We start from the raw sequence: 22,139 nt of genomic DNA, 5'->3' as shown, positions 1-22,139 counted from the left end.
CTCCACGTCGAAGGCCGACAGCAGGGCCTCGGAGCTGTGCAGCCGGGCCAGGTCCGGGGTGAAGAAGCCGCGCGCGGTGAGCAACTCGACCAGGAAGGTCGGGGTGCCGGTCTCGAACCAAAAGGCGCGGAATTCGCGCTTCGCAAAGAGCAACAGCAGGTCGAAGGGGTTGTAGACCGCTTCGCCGGTCCAGTTGTAGCCGTTGTACCAGCGGCGCACCTCGGCGCGGTCGAGCCCCGGCAGTTCCGGCGCGAAGACCTGATCCACATCGGCCTGCGTGTAGCCGCACAGGGCCGAGTAGCGCGCCTCGACGGTGATGTCATTGAGGTTGTTGAGCCCGGAGAAGATGCTGACCTTACTGAACTTACTGACCCCGGTCAGGAAGACAAAACGCAGATGGGCGTCGTTGTCCTTGAGCACCGAATAAAGATTGCGCAGCCCGTCGCGCATCTCCCGGGCCGCCTCCGGGCGGGTGAGATTGTCCAGGATCGGCTTGTCGTATTCATCGATCAGGACCACCGCCCGTTGGCCGGTCAGGGCCTCGGCCTCGACGATCAGCCGGGCGAGCTGTCCGGGCCGGGTGGGCGCGGCGACCCTGACGCCCAGCCGCCGGGCATTGTCCTCCAGCAGCTCGCCGATGCGCTCATCGAGTTCCTGGCGGTCACGTAGGACACCGCCGCCGAAGCTGATGCGGATGACCGGAAAACGCACCGACCAGTCCCAGTGCGGATGGATCGCGAGCCCCCGAAACAGCGGCTCGTTGCCGGCGAAGACCTCGGCGATGGTGTCGAGCAACAGGGACTTGCCGAAGCGCCGCGGGCGGGAGAGGAAATACTGGCTGCCCTCGGCGATCAGTTGCCGGATAAAGCCGGTTTTGTCAACGTAGTAACAGTCGTCCTCGCGGATCTTGGCGAAGGTCTGGATGCCGATCGGCAGCTTGCGGGTGTTCATGGTCGGTCTCGGCGGGGGGCAATGTGGTCACGATGCCGCCGGGCCGCGTCCCGGTCAACACCGTCAAAGCCGCGCCGCGACGCTGTGGGAGCGGCTTCAGCCGCGACGAGGCGTCGCAGAGTGCCGCGGTGTCGAAGGTTGTCGCGGCCCGTAGGTTGCCATGAAAGTCGGGCGGGGCCGGCGACGGGAACAAACCTCGCGGTCTCGCAGAGACACGATAAGGGTACGGCGCTGACCGGGCCTCCAGCGCTCAGTCAAGCACCACCCCGTAGATGCCTATAACTTCGCGGCCTTGGCTCGGCCCCCTAAGCATAATAGCCCGACTTTCATGGGAGGGGGTGAGGAACCGGAGAGATGCCAATAGATGGCTACCCACAGGGCAGCGGCCAGGGGCAGGCCCCAGAGCCAGGGGCGCAAGGCATGGGTGTCGGCAGTGGTGACGGTTGCTGGGTTCATGGCGATGGGCTTGGGCGCGGTCGGTGATCAGTTTAGAGAAGGAGACGAACGCGACGGCAAAGGATGCAGACCTCGTCCAGCATGGCCGGGCCGTTGGCGCTTAGGTGATGCTCGGTTTTGGCCAGTACCTCCGCCAGGAACCAAGCGACCTCGCCCGTCGGATCAAGCCCCCTGACGCTCACACGGGGGGGTCAGACGTGCCGATCGCCAGCGACAGGGATTGCCGGCTCGCCATCGAGCGTAGGGCGCAGACACCGCGGGTCCCCAGCGACCGCACGGCCGTGCCCCCTAGCCGGCAACGCCGCGTCGCCCCCAAAGCGCTCCCGAGCAACCCTGCCGTTATGCGCAACCTGGACAACGCCGCGCTGTAACTGGCTTAACGAGCCGCGTATCCTTACAGTTGCTTCTGGTTTCCACGGCTATCGCCTAGCCCGCCGTTGGCGGCTTGCGATAATCGTAACGCAAACCAAGCGGCTGAACGATGTCGATCTGACTGCCCTTGATCTTGACTGCGCAGGGAAAAATCGTGACCTGGATGAGTCTCCGCGATCCCCTAGCCGCCAGGATGGGGCAAGCCAGAGCGTCCCGGAAACCTCGAACCTAAGACCTAGGCCGGGGACAAATCACCTTGGCGACGCTCGCCGAAATCCGTACCACCGGGCCGCCTGCACAAGCCAGCCACCGGCTCGGGTGCGGGGAGAGCGCCCGCCGACCAGCCGCAATACCCGTAATACAGGCAGTTACCAACCCATGACGACGACGGCACGAGGAGCGAGCATCGAAGATCGTACGGCGGCAAGCAAGCCAAAGCAGACCCGCACTCCGGCTCGGTACTCGTCGAGAATCATCAAGGCCGGAGCCTTGATCGGGGACACCAAGACGCTCCTGGCGCATTGGGACATTGCCGCCTCAGTCGCGGAGAACATCGACCGTGTCCAGCGGGAAAACGTCTTCGGCAAAGCCTCACGCTCCCGCGTCCAAGACATCCTGGCCATTTTTCGGCAGCGCTACCTCATCGAAGCCGCGGTGACGAAAGCGCTCGTGACGCTCGGGCGGGGAACTTTTTCCGCGGCGGCGTTAGACAAGATTCTCTATTTCCACTCGGCTCGTGCGGACCAGTTGCTTTACGACGCCGTGGCTGAGATCCTGGTTCCGCAGTACGCGCAGGGTCTGGTGGACATCAACCCATTGAATTTTCAGCGCTCATTGAGCAAGTGGGTGACTGAAGGAAAGACCGCGGGGCACTGGTCCGAGTCCACGATCGAGCGTATCTCCCGTGGCTTACTGGCCGCGCTGCGGGACTTCGGCGTGCTTCAGGGTGTGATCAACAAAAAGATTGCCCCACTATTTCTGCCAGTCGAGGCCTTTGCCTACATCATGTTTTACCTCAAGCAGCACCAGCCCTCTGGGGCCAAGCTGATCGAACTTGCAGACTGGAAACTCTTTCTTCTGGAGCGCAACGACGTCGAACGCCTGCTGTTTGAAGCCCATCAACATGAACTATTGGAATATCACGTTGCCGGCAGTGTCACCCGACTGACCTTCCCTGCGGGCACGCTGCCGGAGTACGCCAATGCCCTCGCTCAAAGATAGCATTGCCCATCTTGAGAGTGATCTCAAGTCGGTTCCGTCCCGGGTAAACGTCTATCATGACCTGCCGTTTGCGATCATGCGCTACGACGCGACAGACGAATGGACGCTGCGGCGGGAGATCCGATTGCTGGCAACGCGACTGGAGGCGATCGGCAAGCAAGTTCACTTCATCTCACTGTCGGACCTGCTGTGGGCGTCGTTGGAGCAGGTGCAGGCGAAGGACGCAGACGAAGGTTTGGATGCCATTATCGCGCTGGAACACGATCGGGGCTATACCGAGGCACAACAGCAGTTGACCACCTACCTGTCCAGTAAAGTCTGGATACCGCTGTGGGACTTACTGGCCGAACGGCTCGCACCAATCAATCCTGATACTTCAATCGTCTTCCTCACGCGCGCCGCGGCGATGGCCCCGGGCATTTTCCACATGTCGATGCTGCTCGACAAGATGCACGGAAAAACGGCTGTAACCACGATCCTGTTTTATCCCGGTTCCATTGAGGGAACGACCGGGCTACGCTTCATGGATTTGAAAGACCGCGATGCCCTGGGCAACTACCGAGTCAAGATCTACGGCTGAGATAAGGATAACGACACATGACGACCATTGGCGAACTGCTGGTACGCGACCTCAGCCGCAAGATCGAAGAAATCATACAGGTCGATCAGGCGGATGAGCAATCTGTCTATGCCGAGATCACGGAATACATTGCCACCGACAGTATTCGCGAGCAATATCACCATCTCTTGAAGGCCATCGCCGAAGCGCCGGCCGACCCACATGAGAGCATTGGCATCTGGGCCTCTGGCTTCTTTGGCTCCGGCAAGAGTTCGTTCGCCAAGAACCTGGGATACGTGCTGGAGAACCGACTGGTGCTCGGGAGGCACTTTTCTGATCTATTCAAGCATCAGCTTGGCGACCAACGCATTGCTGATTTGCTTGACCTGATCAATCTCAAGACGCCGACCGGGGTCATTCTCTTTGAAGTGGCCAAGGAGGCGGATACGCGCAAGGTCACCCAGCGTATTGCCGAGTTGATGTACACCGTACTCCTGCGCGAACTGGGATACGCGGAGGACTTCGATATCGCCGAACTGGAGATTGAGCTTGAAGCTGAACACCGGCTGCCCGAGTTCATCGCTACCTGCGAAACGTTGTTGTGTAAGGATTGGACAATCGTCCGCGCCGGCGCACAGAAGGTGTCGCGGGCCAGCGCGATTCTGCATCAGCTCGACCCGACCACCTATCCCGCCGCAGACTCCTGGTCGCACGCCCAGCGTAACCGGGACGCAGCCATCTCGGTCAGCAAGGTCGTCGAGCGCACCTTTGAACTTTGGGGACGCCGACGTCCAGGCAAGGCGTTGGTCTTTATCATCGACGAAGTCGGCCAACACGTTGCCCGCAGCGGTGACAAGATCGAGGATTTGCGGGCCACGATCGAAGAGTTCGGGAAGGTTGGCAAGAACCTGTTGAAGGCGCGCAAGATTATCGCCCCTTGCTGGATTGTTGTGACATCCCAAGAGAAACTCGACGAAGTGGTCGCCGCCATCGACTCCAAGCGGGTCGATCTGGCCAAACTTCAGGATCGCTTTCACTATCGCGTCGACCTGGCCCCGTCCGACATCCGCGAAGTTGCCACGAAGCGCGTATTGGCCAAGAAGCCCGAGGCTGAGCAGCCGCTGCGGAGACTCTTCTGCGAGAATCAGGGGCTGTTGAACGCCGCACTGCGGCTGGAGCGATCCACCCGCCGCACCGACATCACCGAGGATGACTTCGTTCACTTCTACCCTTACCCCCCGCACTATATCGATCTCTGTATCGCGATCATGTCCGGCATCCGGCTGCAACCCGGTGCCCCGCGGCATTATGGCGGCAGTAACCGTACGATCATCAAGCAGGCGTACGAGATGCTGGTGTCGGATCGCACGGCCTTCGCCAAGCAGCCCATTGGGGCCTTGGTGACATTGGATAAGGTCTTTGAGTTAGTGGAAGGAAACCTTTCCAACGAAAAGCGCACCGACATTCACCTGATTGCTGCACGCTTTACCAGTGACCCCGAGGATCGCGGCTGGGCCTTACGGGTGGCCAAGACCGTCTGCCTCCTGGAATTCATTCGTGACTTACCCCGGACCGAGGCCAACCTTGCCGCGATGCTCGTCGATGAGGTCGGCAAGGCGACTCCCACCGTTGAAGTACAGGGTGCAGTCCAGCGACTACACCGGGCTCAGTTCATTCGTAACACCGAGGAAGGTTGGAAGCTCCAGACGGCCCAGGAAAAGAACTGGGAGACGCAACGGCGGGCCTATCTGGAACCGAAGCCCCGCGAGCGCAACGAACTGACCCGCGGCGCGCTGACGAAGATCTTCGACGAACCGGAATTCAAGACCTTCCGTTACCAGAATCGCTCCTTCCGGATCGGCATCAGCATCGATAGCGCGGGCCTTGGCGATGAAGGCGAACTGATGCTGACCTTGTGTGTGATAGAGGATGTCGACGAACTCACTGCCCGTATTGAAGAAATCCGGACCGAAAGCCAGCAACAGTCGCATGCGGCCGATCTCTATTGGTTGTTCTGTTTGACACCGGAAATCGACCAACTGGTCGCCCAACTGCACGCCTCACGCAAGATGGTCGATCAATATAACCAACTGAGTGCCCAGCAGAAAATCAGCCCGGACGAGGCGACCTGCCTGCAGGATGAGAAGAACGCCAAGAATGGCTACGAAGCGCGCCTGCGGGACAAGATGTCAGAGGCGATGGAGCGTGGTACAGGCATGTTCAGGGGCGTACAGAAAGATGCCTCGGCGTTAGGCAAGGGATTGAGCGAAATCCTGAAGAAACTGTTCGGCCAGTTCGTGCCCGACTTATACCCAAAGCTGCAAATGGGCTCTCGTCCACTCAAGGGCGATGAGGCCGAACAGATCCTCAAGGCAGCGGATCTCAAGGCATTGCCGAACGTCTTCTATATCGGCGATCACGGGCTGGGACTGGTCGTCAAGGACGGCCAGAAAAGTATCGTCAACGCGAATGCCGATGTCGCCAAGGAAGTGCTTGATTATCTCAAGAGCGAATACGGTTACGGCAACAAGGACAGCCGCATGGGCAAGGCATTGGAGAAGCGGTTCGGCGGCACGCCCTATGGATGGGAACGCGACATGCTGCGTCTGATCCTCGCCGCGCTGTTCCGGGCGGGTGAGATCGAAGTCACTCACCAAGGCAATCGCTTCCACAACTATCAGGACCCCGCCTCCCGCACCCCTTTCACCAACAATCCGGCCTTCCGCTCGTCCTTGTTCTCACCCCGGAGATCAGTCGGGCTGAAGACACTCACCCAGGCGGTTCAGCAACTCGAAGAACTGATTGGTGAAGAAGTCGATGTCGAGGAGGGGGCCATTGCCACGGCGTTCAAGAAGGTGGTTGCCGAGGAACTGGAGAAGCTTTATCCACTGAAGGCCACGGCCGAAGCCCATGAACTCCCGGTCCTGCCCATGCTGTGCGAATACCAGCAGACGCTGACGGGTATCCAATCGTCCGCCTCAGACGATTGCGTTCGCATCCTCACGGAGGATGGCGTCGACTTCGGGGAAACCCGAGACAGGGTACGAAAGCTGCGGGACTCACTCGACCCGGACGCGATCGCCGCCTTGAGGCAAGCCCGCTTTGCCACTGAACAGGTTTGGCAGCGGCTGGTCTCACATGCCCCGTCGCCCGACCTTGGCGCGACGGTCGAAGAACTCAAGTCACTCCTCGACTCCGAAGACTTCTTCGATTCCTGGGCGGACATCGAAGCCAAGACATCGTGCATCGTCACGGCCTACAGGCAGGTTTATCTCGAACTCTTTGACAGACGACGTTCGGTCTACTTAGCAGCGATTGAGGAAATCAAGGCTCGTCCAGAGTGGACGCCGCTGGCTGCGACACCAACCGACAGTGACGCCGAACGAAGCAAGAAGCAGATCATGGCCAACACCATGCTCGCCGCACTGCTCGCCAGAGTCGGCTCGGACGAAGACCGGGTGAACGTCAACAACGGGGCATCACTCGGCAAGGCAAGCCTGATGGAGATGGAGTCCGATTTGGTAGCGGTAACGGGGCTTCAGGCGTCTGTACTACTCAAGCTCCAGGAGTTGTCGTTGAGCGTTGAACCAAGACCGGTCCGACGCCTGAAGATCGTCGAGTTTTTCAACCAGCCGATCCGCACACAAGAAGAACTGGATGCTACGATCGAGAAGCTGCGGGACTCACTTCAGAAGTGCATTGACGAAGAAACGGTTATTATTTTGGAATAGGTATTTGTTATTTGTTATTTGTTATTTGTTATTTGTGCTTTGTTGTTGGGGGTGGCTTTTGGCGACGGTTCCGTTTGAGAGGCTGGAGATCTATCGGCTGGCGGAGCGTCTTTCCGATGAGATTTGGGGCGTTGTATTGCCATGGGACAGTTTCGCAAAGGAGACTGTTGGGAGACAATTGGTGCGGGCGGTCGATAGCATCGGGGCAAATATTGCGGAGGGCAGCGGGCGCGGCAGCTTTCAGGACAATCGGCGATTTGTCCGTATCGCTCGCGGTTCGCTCAACGAAACAAAACACTGGCTACGCCGGGCATTCACCAGGGGCCTTCTGACGAAATCACAAATCGCTTCCCTGAAACCACTGCTTGACGAGCTAGCCCCTCGTCTCAACGCCTACCTGAACTCCATCACCCGCAACATCACCAAAGAACAGCCAACAGCCAACAAACAACCAATAACCAATAACCAATAACCAATAACCAATAACCAATAACCAATAACAATGAACCAAGAACTAAGAAACAAGCTTCGCAGTGTCGTGACGCAATGCCGCAAGCTGCTTGAAGAGGCTATTTCGCAAGAGCTTGAGGGCAAGTACGGCATCTTCGCCCGGAAGGATCAGGTCACCGCCGATCCGCATGCGCCCATGACGCATCTGACCGAAGAAGAGCAAGCCTACCGCCGCGACCTTATTGATCACATCAATCACATCCAAAGCAGCCTCAGCACCAAATTACCAAGAACAAGTAACAAGGAACAAGGAACCAATAGCCAAGAACAAATAGCTCTCCCCGCCCTCGATCAGTTGGTGCGTGAGATCGCCTTCACCCATCTCAACCGACTCTGTGCCTACAAGATGATGGAGGCCCGCGAGGTCTACGTGGGCGGGCAGAAATTCCGTGAGGCAGTCAGCCGGGGGGCGAACTCCAACGGGGTGAAGTTCTATCTGGCCGCGCATGAAGACGACGAGCGCCTTTTCAGCATCGGCCGCCAGGACCTTGCCTATCGGCATTTCCTGGACTGGCTCGGCGAGACCCTCTCGACCGAGATTGGTGTCTTGTTCAGCCCCAACGACCCCGCCAACCGCCTGTATCCGCGGCAGAAGACGCTCGACGACGTGCTCGAGCTGCTCAACAGCGGCGGTATCAAGGCCGAGGACACCGAACTGCGGGAGGCCTGGCCTGAGATTTGGTCACAGGACGAGACCATCGGCTGGGTCTACCAGTATTTCACCCCTAAGGAACTGCGGGATCAGGCCCGCAAGGAGAGCCAGGCCCCCCGCAATTCTTACGAACTGGCCTTCCGCAACCAGTTCTTCACGCCGCGCTATGTGGTCGAGTTCCTGACGGATAACACCTTGGGCCGCATCTGGTACGAGATGCGCAAGGGGGACACCAAACTCAAGGACCAGTGTCGGTATATGGTTCGGCGGCCGAATGAAATATTCTTGGATGATGATTATTCGTTATTGGTTCTTGGTTCTTCGTTATTTGTTCCTGGTTCCTCGTTATTGGTTCCTGGTGCTTCGTTATTTGTTCCTGGTTCCTCGCTATCGCCTCCCACCCAAGCTCCCGAAGAGCCGCCCCAAGAACCAAGCACAACTAACCAAGAACAAATAACCAATAACAAAGAACCAATAACAAAGAACCAAGAACCAATAACCAATAACCAAGACCAATTAACACAAGAAGAATTGCTCAACCTCCCCGTCCAGATCCCGCACCGCCCGAAGAAGGACCCAAGGGAACTCAAGATTCTCGATCCGGCCTGCGGGAGCGGACACTTCCTGCTGTACTGCTTCGACTTGCTGCTCACGATCTACGAGGAGGCCTATGCCGACTCCGATCTCGGCCCGACGCTTAGGAGAGATTACCCGACGCTGGAAAACCTCCGCAGGGATCTACCGCGGTTGATCCTCGCCCATAATTTGCACGGTATCGACATCGATGTACGGGCGACCCAGATCGCCGCCCTTGCGCTTTGGCTGCGCTGCCAGCGTGCGTATCACGAGATGGGGCTGAAGAAGGATCGCCCCCGGATCACCCGCTCCAACTTCGTCTGTGCCGAGCCCATGCCGGGTGAGGCGCCGATGCTCAAGGAGTTCGTGGCTCAACTTGAGCCGCGTGTTCTGGGTCAGTTCGTTGAAGTCGTCTTCGATAAGATGAAACTCGCCGGGGAGGCCGGCTCACTACTCAAGATCGAGGAGGAAATTCGGGATGCCGTGGCCGCGGCCCGCGCGCAGTGGGACCGGGAGACGGTCCGTGCCATTGATCGCAGAGGCCAGCCGATGTTGTTTGCCCAGGCGGAACTGGATGAACTCGATGGGAAGCCGGTGCAGGGGTCGCTGTTCGATCTCACCGATATCACCGACCGCCAATTCTTTGAGCAGGCGGAATCCCAGGTCATTGAAGAACTCCGCCGCTACGCAGAAAATGCCCAAGACGGCCAGCGACTCCAGCGGCGGCTGTTCACTGAGGACGCGGTGCGGGGGTTTGCATTTGTTGAGCTGTCCCAGAAGCGGTATGACGTGGTGTTGATGAATCCGCCGTTTGGCGAGCCGGTGCGTTCCACGAGTGAATATTTGCAAGCCCAATACCCCCATTCTAAGCATGATCTATTTGCGGCTTTTTGTGATCGTTGCTTAGAACAGCTCGCGCCGCTGGGTCTACTTGGCGAACTATCAAGCAGAGTTGGCTTCTTCCTCAAGTCCTTTGCGGACTGGCGGCACACACTCATCTATGATCATTCATTGAAACTTATGGTCGATCTCGGGGCAGCAGTTCTTGATACAGCTGCCGTGGAAGCGTGTTGCTACATCGTTGCGAAGGAACAGACCAACCGAACGCTTGTGTTTCGTTTGCTCTTAGACTCCGACAAGGCAGGAAGTTTGGCAACCGCTGTTGCTGATCTCACTAGCAAATGCCTGTTTGCTATTTCTTCGGACCACGCGCGCGATTTGCCGTTGCAGCCCTTAGTATATTGGGTGCCTCGCAAGACACTGCAGAAATTCTCAAAGTTTAACGCTTTGGAACCAAAGGGCGCAGTCGTTCGTCAAGGATTGGGCACAGGCGACAATACGCAATTCATCCGTGCCTTTTGGGAGGTGCCTGCTGATCGAATTGCGGGATTTCACTGCAAGACACCGCAGGATGTTCGCAATCAATTGTCAGGCGACTATTGCCAATGGGCGTTTCATATTAGAGCAGGAAGCTCCCAGCCTTGGTATTCACCACTTACCCTTGTTATCGAATGGTCACACCAAGGCGAGAGACTCAAGAATCACTGGAGATCAAAAGGCGAATCCCCGTCGCGTTACATTCCAAGCGAAGACCTATATTTTAGGCCGGGACTCAGCTGGACACGCAGGCACTTTCGTCTTGTACCCTATATTGTCCCGGCGGGCTGTATTCCGTCGGCCAGTCGATATATGGCATTTCCGAATGAGGGCTACGAATCCGATGTCATCGCAGTCAGTGCTTCGGTCTTGGCAACGGCTTTTATGCGATTTTACGGCGAGAAGTTTGAGTGGCCGAACCACTTGGTCGATACATTCAAGAGAATGCCTTTTTTGCCCCTGAAACACGGGTTGAGCAGTCACCTCGAGGATCATATCGAAAAGGAAATGAGTCAGCGGCGAAGCTTCTATCGCAATCGCGAGCCATTTCTCGATTTCACATTGCCGAGCGCGGTCAAGTCGTGGTTAGATGGGGAATCAACAGGATGGAATTGGTTTACTCTTATTGGTGATGAGCTCGAGGAGCAGATTGCAATGTCCTTTGGTTTGGACAAGGATGAGCTTGCCATCTTGGCGTGCGACATGAACGAGGCTATTCAGATAAAGCTACGAACCTCAACCACGCAGGAGGATAGCTCGGCGGACACTGAAAACGAGTCTGACGGCGACTCAGAATTGAATTTTGATCTGTCGCCGAGAGGGCTGGCTAGCGACGTCATTTCCTGGATCTTCGGTGTACTGATCGGGCGCTGGGATGTCAGATATGCATTAGACCCGTCGCTTTCTCCTAGCCTCCCACATGCATTCTCCCCAAGCAATCCTTTTCCACTTGGCTCGCTGCTTGGTTCGGACGGGCGCTCCGCCAGGAGAGACGAGGATATCAGAGACCTCCCTTTCGCTCTCGCAGCAGACAAAGCCCTGCATGGCAAGCAGGTGGTCTCTGACGATCGACGGTATCCGGTTGAGGTTTCCTGGGATGGCGTTATTCCCGATGACCCGGAGCACGCGTCTGATCTGTTAGCTGGCATCCGTCGTGTCCTCGAAACAATTTGGCCAGAGGAGTATGAGAGAACGGAGGCGACTTTCTGCGAGGGCCTTCAGATTAAGAATTTGGGAGACTACTTGCGCAAGGCGGGCAACGGGGGCTTTTGGAGTGACCACATCAAACGCTACTCGATGAGCCGCCGTAAAGCCCCGATCTATTGGCTGCTGCAATCCTCAAAGAAGAGCTACGCACTCTGGCTCTATTACCACCGCCTCGACAAAGACTTGCTCTTCAAGGCGCTGGTCAAATATGTCGAACCAAAAATCCGCTTGGAAGTTACTCGCCTCGAAGCACTACGCAACCAGCAGGTCGCTGCGGGCACATCGGGCAAAGAGTCCAAGCAACTCGCCAAGCACGCCGAACGCCAAGAAGACTTCCTCTCCGAACTACGCGATTTTGAGGACAAACTCCGGCGGGCGGCAAATCTACATCTCGAGCCGGATCTCAATGACGGCGTCGTGCTCAACATCGCCCCGCTCCATGAACTGGTTCCCTGGAAAGAGGCCAAGAAGCATTGGGACGAACTCATCGCGGGCAAATACGAGTGGTCCTCCATCGGCAGACAACTCCGTGAGAAAGGGCTGGTCCAATGCTGAAGTCTCTGAAACTGCATGGCATCGGCCCGGTCGGTGACTTGTCGGCGAGCTTCGGTGACCGCCTGAACCTCACCACCGGCGACAACGGTCTGGGAAAATCCTTTCTCCTGGATGTCTGCTTCTGGTCGCTGACGGGCACCTGGCCCGGCGGACGAACCGCACTCCCGGCTGTCGAGGGCAACAGGGACAAGCCAACCATCGCCTACGAGGTACAGGGTGCGGCGCGGCAATCGAGGGGCAAGGACAAGGGTCCGAAGACGGCCGCTTTCGATTTTCCTTCGCAAACCTGGACCAAGCCGACGGGGCGTCCATTCAAGCCGGGGCTGGTCATCTATGCCGCGGTGGACGGCAGCTTTGCGGTCTGGGACCCGGCGCGCAATTACTGGCGCGACCCGCTCACTGGAAGGAAGGAAGGCGAGGAGCAGCCAAAGGCTTACCAATTCAATCCGGAAAATATCGCCAATGGATTGAAAGACGGTGAACGTGTTCTTTGCAACGGGCTGATTGCCGATTGGGTCGAGTGGTATTACCAACGATCGAGTACCCCAGCCGGAAGTCCTTTCAGGTATCTGGAAGACGCGCTGGCCGTACTGTCGCACCCGCTTGAGCCGCTTCAGTGCGAGGAGCCCCGCAAGGTGTTTGTCGATGACAGCCGCAAATTCCCGACGCTGCGGATGCCCTATGGTGTGGTGGCCTATCCTCAGTGGTCGGCAGGCGTAAGACGTATCGTCGGCTTTGCCTATCTGATCGTCTGGGCCTGGATCGAGCACCGGCAAGCGGCCGAGTTACGCAAAGAGCAGCCAACCGATCGCATTGTCTTGATGGTGGACGAAATAGAGGCCCATCTCCATCCCAGATGGCAGCGCACCATTCTGCCGGCCATCTTGAAGGTCGTGGACAAGTTGCAGGAGAATCTATCCGTACAGATCCATGCGGCGACTCATTCCCCGCTGGTGCTCGCCTCGGTAGAGCCGCACTTTGATGAAAACCAAGATCAGCTCTTCTGTTTCAATCTCCATGACGACCAGACTGTCACCTTCGACGACCTTCCTTGGGCACTTCATGGGGATGCGATTGAGCGGGATTTGATCGCGGGAAGAGACTGGCGCCAGGGCAGGAAAATAGCATGAGTCACTCGACGAGTGGTGTGGTCAGCGAACACCTTTTCCAAATGATCGCCAGACAGGTCGATGACAAGGGGTTGGTTGTCTGGTACGACCCTGAACATGCCTTTGGCGCGGTGGCGGCAGAACTCTCGCTACCGGACACCCGCGTGGCACGGTACGACGGCAGTTTTCTCAAGCTGCGGAAAGACATCGACCATTTGCTCAATGACAACCAGCCGCCACGGCTGGTTGTCTATGTGCCGCTGGAGCGAACGGATACGGACAGCGCACTCATCGAGCTCGATTGTGCCGGGGTCATCATGCAGCCGCGGCAGCAACCCCCGACCTGCAATACCCGATTGTCTGTGCTGGCGCGCAACGCACTCAAACTGATTTTGGGCGAGGATCAGGTCGCCGAGATCGAGCGACAGGTCGAAGCGGGTAAGCTGACGCTTGCAGATCTGAATTCGCTGGCCGACAAGGGTAAGGATATTTCTACCGGCGTGGTGACGCTGATTTTCGGCTCGGCCAACGCGCAGGAAGTCGCCTTGGCCTTTCTGTACACTGACCGGTACGACGCAGACATCGGTAAGAAGGAGGCCCAGAGGGAGCTCAGGCATCTGCTGCAAAGCAGCTTCAACATCGAAGTTCCCAGCGCTGAAGGCCTCGCGAAGTGGCGCGTCAGGCTGGAGCGGCATGTGCTGCTGACCGATTTGTTCGCCGCGCTCAAGCAGAAGGTGCCGGCGTCCTTGTCATCGGTTCCCGTTGCCCAGACGACCGGCGGAGTCGATGCCTGTGTGCGTTTGGCCCGAACCTGGCGCGACAGTCGAGAGCATCGCGACCGCTATGTCACTGTGGCCAACAAGGTGGAGCAGGACCTTAGCCTGGGTCAGCTCGACTGGTCCGCGGAACCGCTCAAGGAGAACCAGACCTTCCTTTGCGTTGAACGGGCGTTGCTCGTTTATGTGGAAACCAGACTGGTCGAGGCGGCAATACCGGAGTTGCTGGAACTGGCCAAAGACCGACTGTCCCGGTTCTGGGCCGATGTGTTTCCGGCGATTCAGGCGCGGTGGGCACTCATCTCCTCCGCGGCCCAGGTCCTGATCGAAGCCGACCGGGTCGGCAAGGCGATCAAGACGGCTCCCACCACCGTGCCGGCCCTGGTGAAGGCCTATGCCGATGACGATGAGCCTTGGTGTTTGCTCGACACGCATCATCGGCACATGGAGAGCCGCAAGTATAATTTCGAGTTCGCCCCCGGCAACGATCACGACGCACTGGATCGATTGATCACCAAGGCCGAACAGCGCTACACCGAGGTCGGCTCGGAAATGGCCAGGCACTTCATCACCTGGTTCCAGAAGGCCAAACATCCGATCAAGGGGGTGCTGCGGCAGCGGGACATTTTCGAGAAGCGAGTGGAGTCGCATCTGGGCGAAGGTAAGGTCGCCTACGTGTGGGTGGATGCGCTGCGATACGAGATGGCTCGCGAATTGTCCCGGCTCTTGAAGGACGATTTCAGACTCGAGCTTGAGCCTGCCGTCGGCACGATGCCCACGATTACTGAGATCGGCATGGCGGCGCTACTACCCAAGGCCCACGAATCGGCCAGGGTGGTGAGCGTGGGGGGCGGTAAGCTCGCGTTGGAGATCGCAGGTCAAGTCATTAAGGATCGCAAGGACCGCGTCGCCTTCCTGAAAGAACATGCGGGTGTGCCCGTGTTTGATGCGAAACTGGACGACCTGCTCCCCAAGCCCGGCAAGAAGATCAAGGACGGCATCGCACAGGCCCAGCTAATCCTGATTACCTCGCAAGAGATCGATGAGTTGGGCGAGGCCGATAACATGGCTCAAGCCCGGCTGCAAATCGACGGGGTGCTGAGCCATTTGCGGCGGGGCCTGCGGGTGCTGGCCGATCAAGGCATCAAGACGATCGTATTGGCGGCGGATCACGGACACCTGTTTGCCGACGAGATCGGGGAAGACCTGAAGATCGAGGCACCCGGTGGCAAAGTCGAGGACCTGCATCGACGGGTATGGGTGGGTGTCGGGGGAAGCTGTGAGCCGTCCTATCTGCGGACCTCGCTGACGTCTCTGGGGATAGACAGCGAATTCGACCTGGCCACACCCTGGACCTTCGCCGTCTTCAAGTCGAAAGGGGGTGGACGGGCCTATTTCCACGGCGGCCTGTCTCCGCAGGAGCTGATCGTGCCCGTCGTGGTGATGCACGCGACTGCGAGGCCCGTGACATTGACCACCGGCATCCAATGGACGCTGACCCCCGGTACGGCGAAACTCACGACACGATTCTTCTCGGTCCAGATTGCCGGGGCGCAGGGTCAGGCAAGCCTGTTCGGGTTTGAACCACCGACGGTGCGGATTGAACTGCGGGTCAACAAGAAGTGCGTGTCGCGTGCAGTCAGCGCCTCTTACGGGTTCGAGGATGCGACGGGGGAGGTGAGGCTCAAGGTTGCCGAACAGGATACTAAGCTGATCGAGCAAAATACCGTTACAGTGATGCTGTCCGAGGAACTTTCGCAGAAGACGGTGGGGGTCCATCTGCTCGACGCGGCAACGGGCGCGGACCTGGCGACCCCCCTGACGGTTGACGTCGCGATTTCGATCTGAGGTCTTGATATGAGGATGTGGCATGCCTGAGCTGGATCGAAAAGCAGCATCCGTTTTTGCCGGCAAGGTCGTCCGCAAGGATTTGGTCCGCAAGGTAAAGGTCGGGGCGAACGTTCCGGTCTTCGTGCTTGAGTACCTGCTGGGAAAGTATTGCGCGACCGATGACCCGCTGGCCATTGCCGCGGGCCTGAAGGTCGTCAATAGCACGCTGTCATCGAACTTCGTTCGGCCAGATGAGGCCAACAAGGCGCAATCACTGCTTAAGGACCGGGGAAAGCTGACGCTCATCGATAAGGTTCAGGTGCGCTACATCTCAGATGAGGACAAGCACTGGGCGGAGCTGAAGAATTTCGGTAACAAATACGTCCACATCCCGGAGCACTTCCTGAGGAATTATGACCGCCTGTTGATGGGCGGTATTTGGGCACAGGTCGACTTGCGGCACCAATACGACGAAGATCAGAAGGGTAAGCGCAGCCCCTTCTGGATCGATAATCTGAAGCCGATTCAACTGGCAACCTTTGATCTCGACGAATATCGTGGGTGCCGTGGACAATTCTCAACGGACGAATGGATCGACCTGCTGCTGCGCACGATCGGCATGGAGCCATCGTATTTCGAGCGGCGGGTGAAGCTGCTCTTCCTGGTCCGCTTGCTGGCCCTGTGTGAGCAGAATTATAATTTGGTGGAGCTCGGCCCGCGAGGAACCGGCAAGAGCTATGGTTATCAGGAGCTTTCACCGTATACCATCCTCATGACCGGCCCGACGACCGTGGCGAACCTGTTTTACAACATGGCCAGCGGTAAGATGGGATTGGTGGGTATTTGGGATGCCGTGGCCTTCGACGAGGTGGCTGACCTTCAGAAGATGCCGAAAGAGGTCGTGACCACACTGAAGACCTACTGCGAATCGGGCACCTTCGCCCGTGGCAAGGACTCGCTCTCGGGCATGGCGTCGATTGCCATGTTCGGCAACACCAACCAGCCGGTGGAGGTCATGGTCCGGTCGTCGCATCTGTTCATGCCGATGCCCGACGTGATTCGGGAGGACATGGCGTTTCTCGACCGCATCCACTTCTACATTCCCGGCTGGGAAATCCCGAAGATGCGGGTGGAGTTCTTCACCGACCACTATGGCTTCGTGGTGGATTATCTGGCCGAGGCGTTGCGGGAGCTGCGCAAGCATAACTTTACGGAGGTGATTGACCGACATTTCTCTCTGGGCTCACATCTCAACGCGCGCGATGTCAAGGCGGTGCGCAAGACCGTCTCGGGACTGGTGAAACTGGTATACCCGCACGGTGAGTTTTCAAAGGATGAGTTGGCGGAGTTGGTCACGTTAGCCCTCGAAGGGCGCCGTCGGGTCAAAGAGCAATTAAAGAAGATGGGCGCGTTTGAGTACCACCAGACATCGTTCTCATTTGTTGACGGAGAGACCCGGGAGGAGCGCTTTGTGGGAGTGCCGGAGCAGGGCGGTCGCGACATGATTGCGACCGATCCACTCGCCCCCGGTTCCGTTTATGCGGCTTCGGTCGATGACCAGGGCAAGGTCGGCCTGTACCGGTTGGAAGTCGGGTGCTCACCAGGCACCGGCAAGCTGAGGATTGCCGGGGGCGTGGAAGGAAGCATGAAGGAGTCGATCCAGCGGGCGTTCGCCTATCTGATGGGACACAAGGTAAAGATGGGGGTGGGCCAACAACTGGATACGGCCGACTTTCATGTCGAGGCGATCGATCTGTTGAGCAACCGCGTGGCGTGCGATGCGGGAATTGCCCTGGTGGTGGCCGTGTACTCTGCCATCAAGCGGGTGCCGGCACAAGCCGGACTGGTCATTCTCGGCGACCTGAGTATTCAAGGGAATATCAAGGCGGTGCGGTCGCTCGCCGAGCCGTTGCAGGTGGCAATGGACAATGGGGCGCGCCGAGCACTGGTGCCGCTGGAGAACAAGCGAAGCTTCCTCGAGGTGTCTGGCGAGATCGTCGAGCGGGTCGACCCGGTCTTTTTCTCCGACCCGATGACGGCGGCGATGAAGGCGCTGGGGATGACGTGATTCCCAAGAAAGTCTCCGAGTGACGCTTGAACAGAATGCCCATGGTGGTGGTCGCGTTGTCGCCCATGCGCAGCGATCGGTCACGGACGCCGGTCCTGTGGAGACTCAAAGATGGGTGTCGAACGGTCTGCGCGGTACGAAACAGCACACCCGCCCGGTCTCGTCCAAACGCACCTGGCAGGCGATGGAGAGGTGTTCGCGCAGGCGCTTGCGCGCCCGCTGCACCCGCGACTTGGCGCCGGGCAGGGTCAGGCCCTTGCGTTGCGCACTCGTGCCGGCCCCAGGCGGTCATCAGACAGACCACGCGATCACCGCGTCAACTGCGACAGTCCGTCGACTCCCACCGGCGCCTCGGGCAGCCACGGGACCAGGGCGCAACGCGGGCTGAGGTGGTCGGCGACCCGGCGGATGAAGGGGACCTCCGCGGCGCCGCGTTCGCGCAGCAGCGGGTGCCGGGTGCCGCTCGCCAGCAGGCTCTGGTTGATCACCCAGGCGAAGGGCGCGATGCCGGCGCGCGCCAGGTCGGCCTGCAGGCGTTCGGCCTCGTGTACCGGCGTGGCCTCCGCCAGGGTGACGATGAGCACGCGCGTCAGTGCCGGGTCGCGCAGCCGCGGGAGCAGTTGCCGCACCGCTTCGGGCATCTCGCCCTGGGTGCGCGAGACCTCCCGATGATAGGCCTCGGCGGCGTCCAGCAGCAGGATGGTGTGCCCGGTGGGGGCGGTGTCGAGCACGACGAAGCCGTCCTGGCCGGCATCGACCGCGCGGGCGAAGGCGCGGAAGACGGCGATTTCCTCCGTGCAGGGCGAGCGCAGGTCCTCCTCCAGCATGGCCCGGCCGTTGGCATCGAGGTTCGGGCCGGCCTTGGCGAGTACCTCGGCCTGATAGCGGGCGACCTCGGCCGCCGGGTCGATCCGGCCGACGCTCAAGCCCGGGACCGACGCTTGGATCGCCGCGGCGACATGGGCGGCCGGATCGGTGGTCGACAACTGCACCGCGTGCCCGCGCCGGGCGAGCGCGACGGCGATGGCCGCCGCCACGGTGGTCTTGCCCACCCCGCCCTTGCCCATGGTCAGGATGACGCCGCGGCCGGCCTGGGCCAGTTCGTCCACCAGGGTCGAGAGCCCGGCCGGCAGCGCGGTTTCGGTCTCGATCGTCAACGCGGGCGTCGCAGCCCGCGCGGGGTCTGCCATCAGGCGCAGGGCCTTGAGCCCGACGGTCCCCAGGGCCAGCAGCGGCGTGCTGCTGACCGGCAACGCCGCCAGACCGACCGGCATCCCGGCCAGGGCCGCGGCCCCGCGCGCCATCATGGCCCGGGCAATCGGGTCGTCGGTCGCGGCGACGGCCAGGACACCGTTGAGCGCGAGTTGCAGATTGCTGACGCCCAGCGCCGCCAGTTCCTCGCGGGTGCGCTCGGCCTCGCGCAGGGCGGAGACATCCGGCCGGCTGACCAGCACCACCGTCGTCTCCGCGGAGTCGGCAAGGCGGGCGACGGTCGCGGCATAGAGCGCCTTCTGTTTCTCCAGCCCGGCCAGCGGGCCGAGACAGGAGGCGCCGCCGGTGGAGGAGTCGATGAACTCGCTCCAGGCCGAGGGCAGGGTCAGCAGGCGCAGGGTGTGGCCGGTGGGGGCGGTGTCGAAGATCACATGATCGAACGCCGCCGTCGCCGCGGGCTCACCCAGGAGCTTCGAGAACTCGTCGAAGGCGGCGATCTCCACCGTACAGGCGCCGGAGAACTGCTCCTCCATGCTGGCGATGGCGGCAGCGGGCAGGATGCCGCGGTAGGGGGCGACCATGCGTTCCCGGTAGTCGTGGGCCGCCGCCTCGGGGTCGATGTTGAGTGCGCAGAGCCCCGCAGCACCGGGGACCGCCGTCGGCGTCTGCCCCAGCGTGACCCCCAGGACCTCATCGAGGTTGGACGCGGGGTCGGTGCTGACGATCAGCACGCGCCGCCCGGTATCGGCCAGTGCGAGACCGGTGGCGCAGGCAAGCGAGGTCTTGCCCACCCCGCCCTTGCCGGTAAAGAACAGGTGGCGGGTGTCCGTGGCGGGGATGGCCATCAGCAGCACCCGCCGCTGCCGGGCTTGCAGCAGCCGGCGCCGACCTGGACGCGCAACGGGTCCGTCGGCGCCTGGGTGGCCGCCGTTTCCAGGTCCAGCTTCTGGACCAATTGGGCCCGCGAGAGATAGGCGCCGGTGGCGACCACGCGGCCGTCGACCAGGGTCACCGGCAGGCGCTCCATCCCCGCCTCCAGCTCCTTGAGCACCGCCGGATTCGCGGCGAAGGCCTGGGGCTCCTGCGACAGGTTGTGGCGGCTGACCGCGACCCCCTGCCCTGCCAGCCATTGCAGATCGGCATTGAAGGCGACCAGGACGGGATCGACCTCGACACCGCAGACGCCGGTGGAACAACACATGGCGGGATCGTAGATTTCGAGCGTTTTCATGACAATCACCCGTTGGCGCCCGTGGCGCCGTTGTTGTTGTGGTTGTCGTTGTCGTAATCGAGGTTATCGTAGCGCCCCGGATTCTCTCGCACCCCAAAGTGCTTCGGTTCTCCGATTACGACAACGACAACGACAACGATCGTGTTTAGCTTGTTCTTGACTCGCTACTAACTGAGCGCGTGGTCACCCTCATACCACCCCTTGCTGGCATTGACCACCCTGACTACCAGCAGCATCACCGGCACCTCGATCAGCACGCCGACCACGGTGGCCAGCGCGGCGCCGGACTTGAAGCCAAACAGGCTGATCGCCGCCGCCACTGCCAATTCAAAGAAGTTGGAGGCACCGATCAGGGCCGAGGGTCCGGCAACCGAGTGCTTCTCACCGACCAGCCGGTTGAGCCCGTAGGCCAGCCCGGAATTGAAGAAGACCTGAATCAGGATGGGCACCGCCAGGATCGCAATCACCAGCGGTTGCTCGATGATCGCCTGGCCCTGGAAGGCGAACAGCAGCACCAGGGTGGCGAGCAGGGCGACGATAGATGCCTGGCCGAGGGTGGCGAGGGTCAGGTCAAACCGCTCCTGGCCCTGTTTGAGTAGCAGCCAGCGCCATGCCTGGGCCAGCGCCACGGGAATGACGATATAGAGCACGACCGAGGTCAGCAAGGTATCCCAAGGCACGACAATGGCCGAGAGCCCGAGCAGCAGCGCCACGATCGGCGCGAAGGCGAAGATCATGATGCTGTCGTTGAGCGCCACCTGAGTCAGCGTGAAATAGGGGTCCCCATCGCACAGTCGACTCCAGACGAACACCATCGCGGTGCAGGGCGCGGCGGCCAGCAGGATGAGCCCGGCCACGTAGCTGTCGAGTTGCTCCGCCGGCAGCCATTGGGCGAAGACCCCACGGATCAGCAGCCAGGCCAGGAGCGCCATGGAGAATGGCTTGACCGCCCAGTTGACGAACAGGGTGACGCCGATGCCCTTCCAATGTGACTTGACCTGATGCAAGGCCCCGAAGTCGATCTTCATCAGCATCGGGATGATCATCACCCAGATGAGCAGGCCCACCGGCAGATTGACCTGGGCCACTTCCAGGCGCCCGATGGCCTGAAAGACGCCCGGAAACACCTGGCCCAGCCCAATGCCGACCAGGATACAGAGCGCGACCCAGACCGTCAGATAGCGCTCGAAGACGCTGAGCCGCTTCCCGGCCGCCGCCCGGGCGGTGACGTCGCATTGCGCGCTCACTGGGAGCACTGCGCATGGATGCGCCGCGCCGCGGTCCGCCGGTCATCCGGGGTCATGGCTTCCAGCGACTCGGCGAGCAAGGCGCGGATGCGGCGCTCCAATTCGTTGTAGGCGACCTCGAAGGCGGCGCGCCGCGCGTCCAGGGGCTCCACATGGGCCGGATCGTCGATGCCCCAATGGGCGGTCACCGGGTGACCCGGCCACACCGGGCAGGTCTCGCCCGCGGCGCTGCCGCAGACGGTGATGATCAGGTCGAATTGGGGCGCGTCGGGGGCGGCGAACTCGTCCCAGGACTTGCTGCGCGGCTGCGGCACCGGCACGCCGTGCGCCGCGAGCGTCGCGAGCGCCACCGGATTGACCCGCCCGGACGGCTGGCTACCGGCCGACCAGGCGCGCACCCGCCCCGCCCCCAAGTGGTTGAACAGGGCCTCGCCCAGGATCGAGCGGGCCGAATTGCCGGTGCATAGGACCAGGATATTGAGCGCAACGGGGTTAGTCAT

General features: G+C 60.2%; 13 protein-coding genes. 8 read left to right on the top strand and 5 right to left on the bottom strand.

Going from position 1 to position 22,139, the window contains the following annotated elements; all coding sequences use genetic code 11:
* Positions 1-951: AAA family ATPase (locus QZY48_RS14005; RefSeq protein WP_295431656.1), on the bottom strand; the 951-nt coding region annotated here is incomplete at its 3' end.
* Between the two features lie 1,206 nt (positions 952-2,157).
* Here QZY48_RS14005 and QZY48_RS14000 point away from each other — a divergent pair.
* Genes QZY48_RS14000 through brxL form a run of 8 tightly spaced genes read left to right on the top strand, consistent with a single transcriptional unit; the run spans position 2,158 to position 17,949 of the window.
* Positions 2,158-3,000 (top strand): BrxA family protein, encoded by an 843-nt coding sequence (locus QZY48_RS14000; protein WP_295431654.1) that lies wholly within the window; start codon positions 2,158-2,160, stop codon positions 2,998-3,000.
* Complete coding sequence (locus tag QZY48_RS13995) at positions 2,981-3,580, top strand: BREX protein BrxB domain-containing protein (protein ID WP_295431651.1); 600 nt, start codon at positions 2,981-2,983, stop codon at positions 3,578-3,580. Before QZY48_RS14000 ends, QZY48_RS13995 begins: the two co-directional genes overlap by 20 nt.
* Positions 3,581-3,597: 17 nt before the next feature.
* Positions 3,598-7,290 (top strand): BREX system P-loop protein BrxC, encoded by a 3,693-nt coding sequence (gene brxC, locus QZY48_RS13990; RefSeq protein ID WP_295431648.1) that lies wholly within the window; start codon positions 3,598-3,600, stop codon positions 7,288-7,290.
* A gap of 4 nt (positions 7,291-7,294) precedes the next feature.
* Positions 7,295-7,762 (top strand): four helix bundle protein, encoded by a 468-nt coding sequence (locus QZY48_RS13985; protein WP_295431645.1) that lies wholly within the window; start codon positions 7,295-7,297, stop codon positions 7,760-7,762.
* 30 nt (positions 7,763-7,792) lie between these two features.
* Positions 7,793-12,166: a BREX-1 system adenine-specific DNA-methyltransferase PglX gene (gene pglX / locus QZY48_RS13980; RefSeq protein WP_295431643.1), complete on the top strand. Its 4,374-nt coding sequence runs from the start codon at positions 7,793-7,795 to the stop codon at positions 12,164-12,166.
* On the top strand, positions 12,160-13,296 hold the full coding sequence (locus QZY48_RS13975; protein WP_295431640.1) for an AAA family ATPase: 1,137 nt from the start codon (positions 12,160-12,162) through the stop codon (positions 13,294-13,296). Before pglX ends, QZY48_RS13975 begins: the two co-directional genes overlap by 7 nt.
* Entirely contained in the window at positions 13,293-15,899 is a 2,607-nt protein-coding gene (locus tag QZY48_RS13970; protein ID WP_295431638.1) for a PglZ domain-containing protein, read from the top strand. The genes QZY48_RS13975 and QZY48_RS13970 overlap by 4 nt, the downstream gene beginning before the upstream one ends.
* Positions 15,900-15,921: 22 nt before the next feature.
* Positions 15,922-17,949, top strand: coding sequence for a protease Lon-related BREX system protein BrxL (brxL, locus tag QZY48_RS13965; RefSeq protein ID WP_295431635.1), 2,028 nt, complete (start codon positions 15,922-15,924; stop codon positions 17,947-17,949).
* Positions 17,950-18,257: 308 nt separating this feature from the next.
* On the opposite strand, the gene arsA is transcribed toward brxL, so the two are convergent.
* The 4 genes from arsA to QZY48_RS13945 all read right to left on the bottom strand — a co-directional run bounded on the left by arsA (position 18,258) and on the right by QZY48_RS13945 (position 22,139).
* Positions 18,258-20,006, bottom strand: a complete 1,749-nt coding sequence (arsA, locus tag QZY48_RS13960) for an arsenical pump-driving ATPase (RefSeq protein ID WP_295431633.1) — start codon at positions 20,004-20,006, stop codon at positions 18,258-18,260.
* Complete coding sequence (gene arsD / locus QZY48_RS13955) at positions 20,006-20,392, bottom strand: arsenite efflux transporter metallochaperone ArsD (RefSeq protein WP_295431632.1); 387 nt, start codon at positions 20,390-20,392, stop codon at positions 20,006-20,008. The genes arsA and arsD overlap by 1 nt, the downstream gene beginning before the upstream one ends.
* Before the next feature lie 167 nt (positions 20,393-20,559).
* A complete protein-coding gene (arsB, locus tag QZY48_RS13950; protein ID WP_295431630.1) occupies positions 20,560-21,639 on the bottom strand; it encodes an ACR3 family arsenite efflux transporter in 1,080 nt (359 codons plus the stop codon).
* Complete coding sequence (locus QZY48_RS13945; RefSeq protein ID WP_295431628.1) at positions 21,636-22,139, bottom strand: arsenate reductase ArsC; 504 nt, start codon at positions 22,137-22,139, stop codon at positions 21,636-21,638. The genes arsB and QZY48_RS13945 overlap by 4 nt, the downstream gene beginning before the upstream one ends.

It is taken from the genome of uncultured Thiodictyon sp., assembly GCF_903828115.1.
GTDB lineage: Bacteria > Pseudomonadota > Gammaproteobacteria > Chromatiales > Chromatiaceae > Thiodictyon.
The sequence above is the reverse complement of the archived record's forward strand: the minus strand, read 5'-3'. Positions and strand labels throughout refer to the sequence as shown.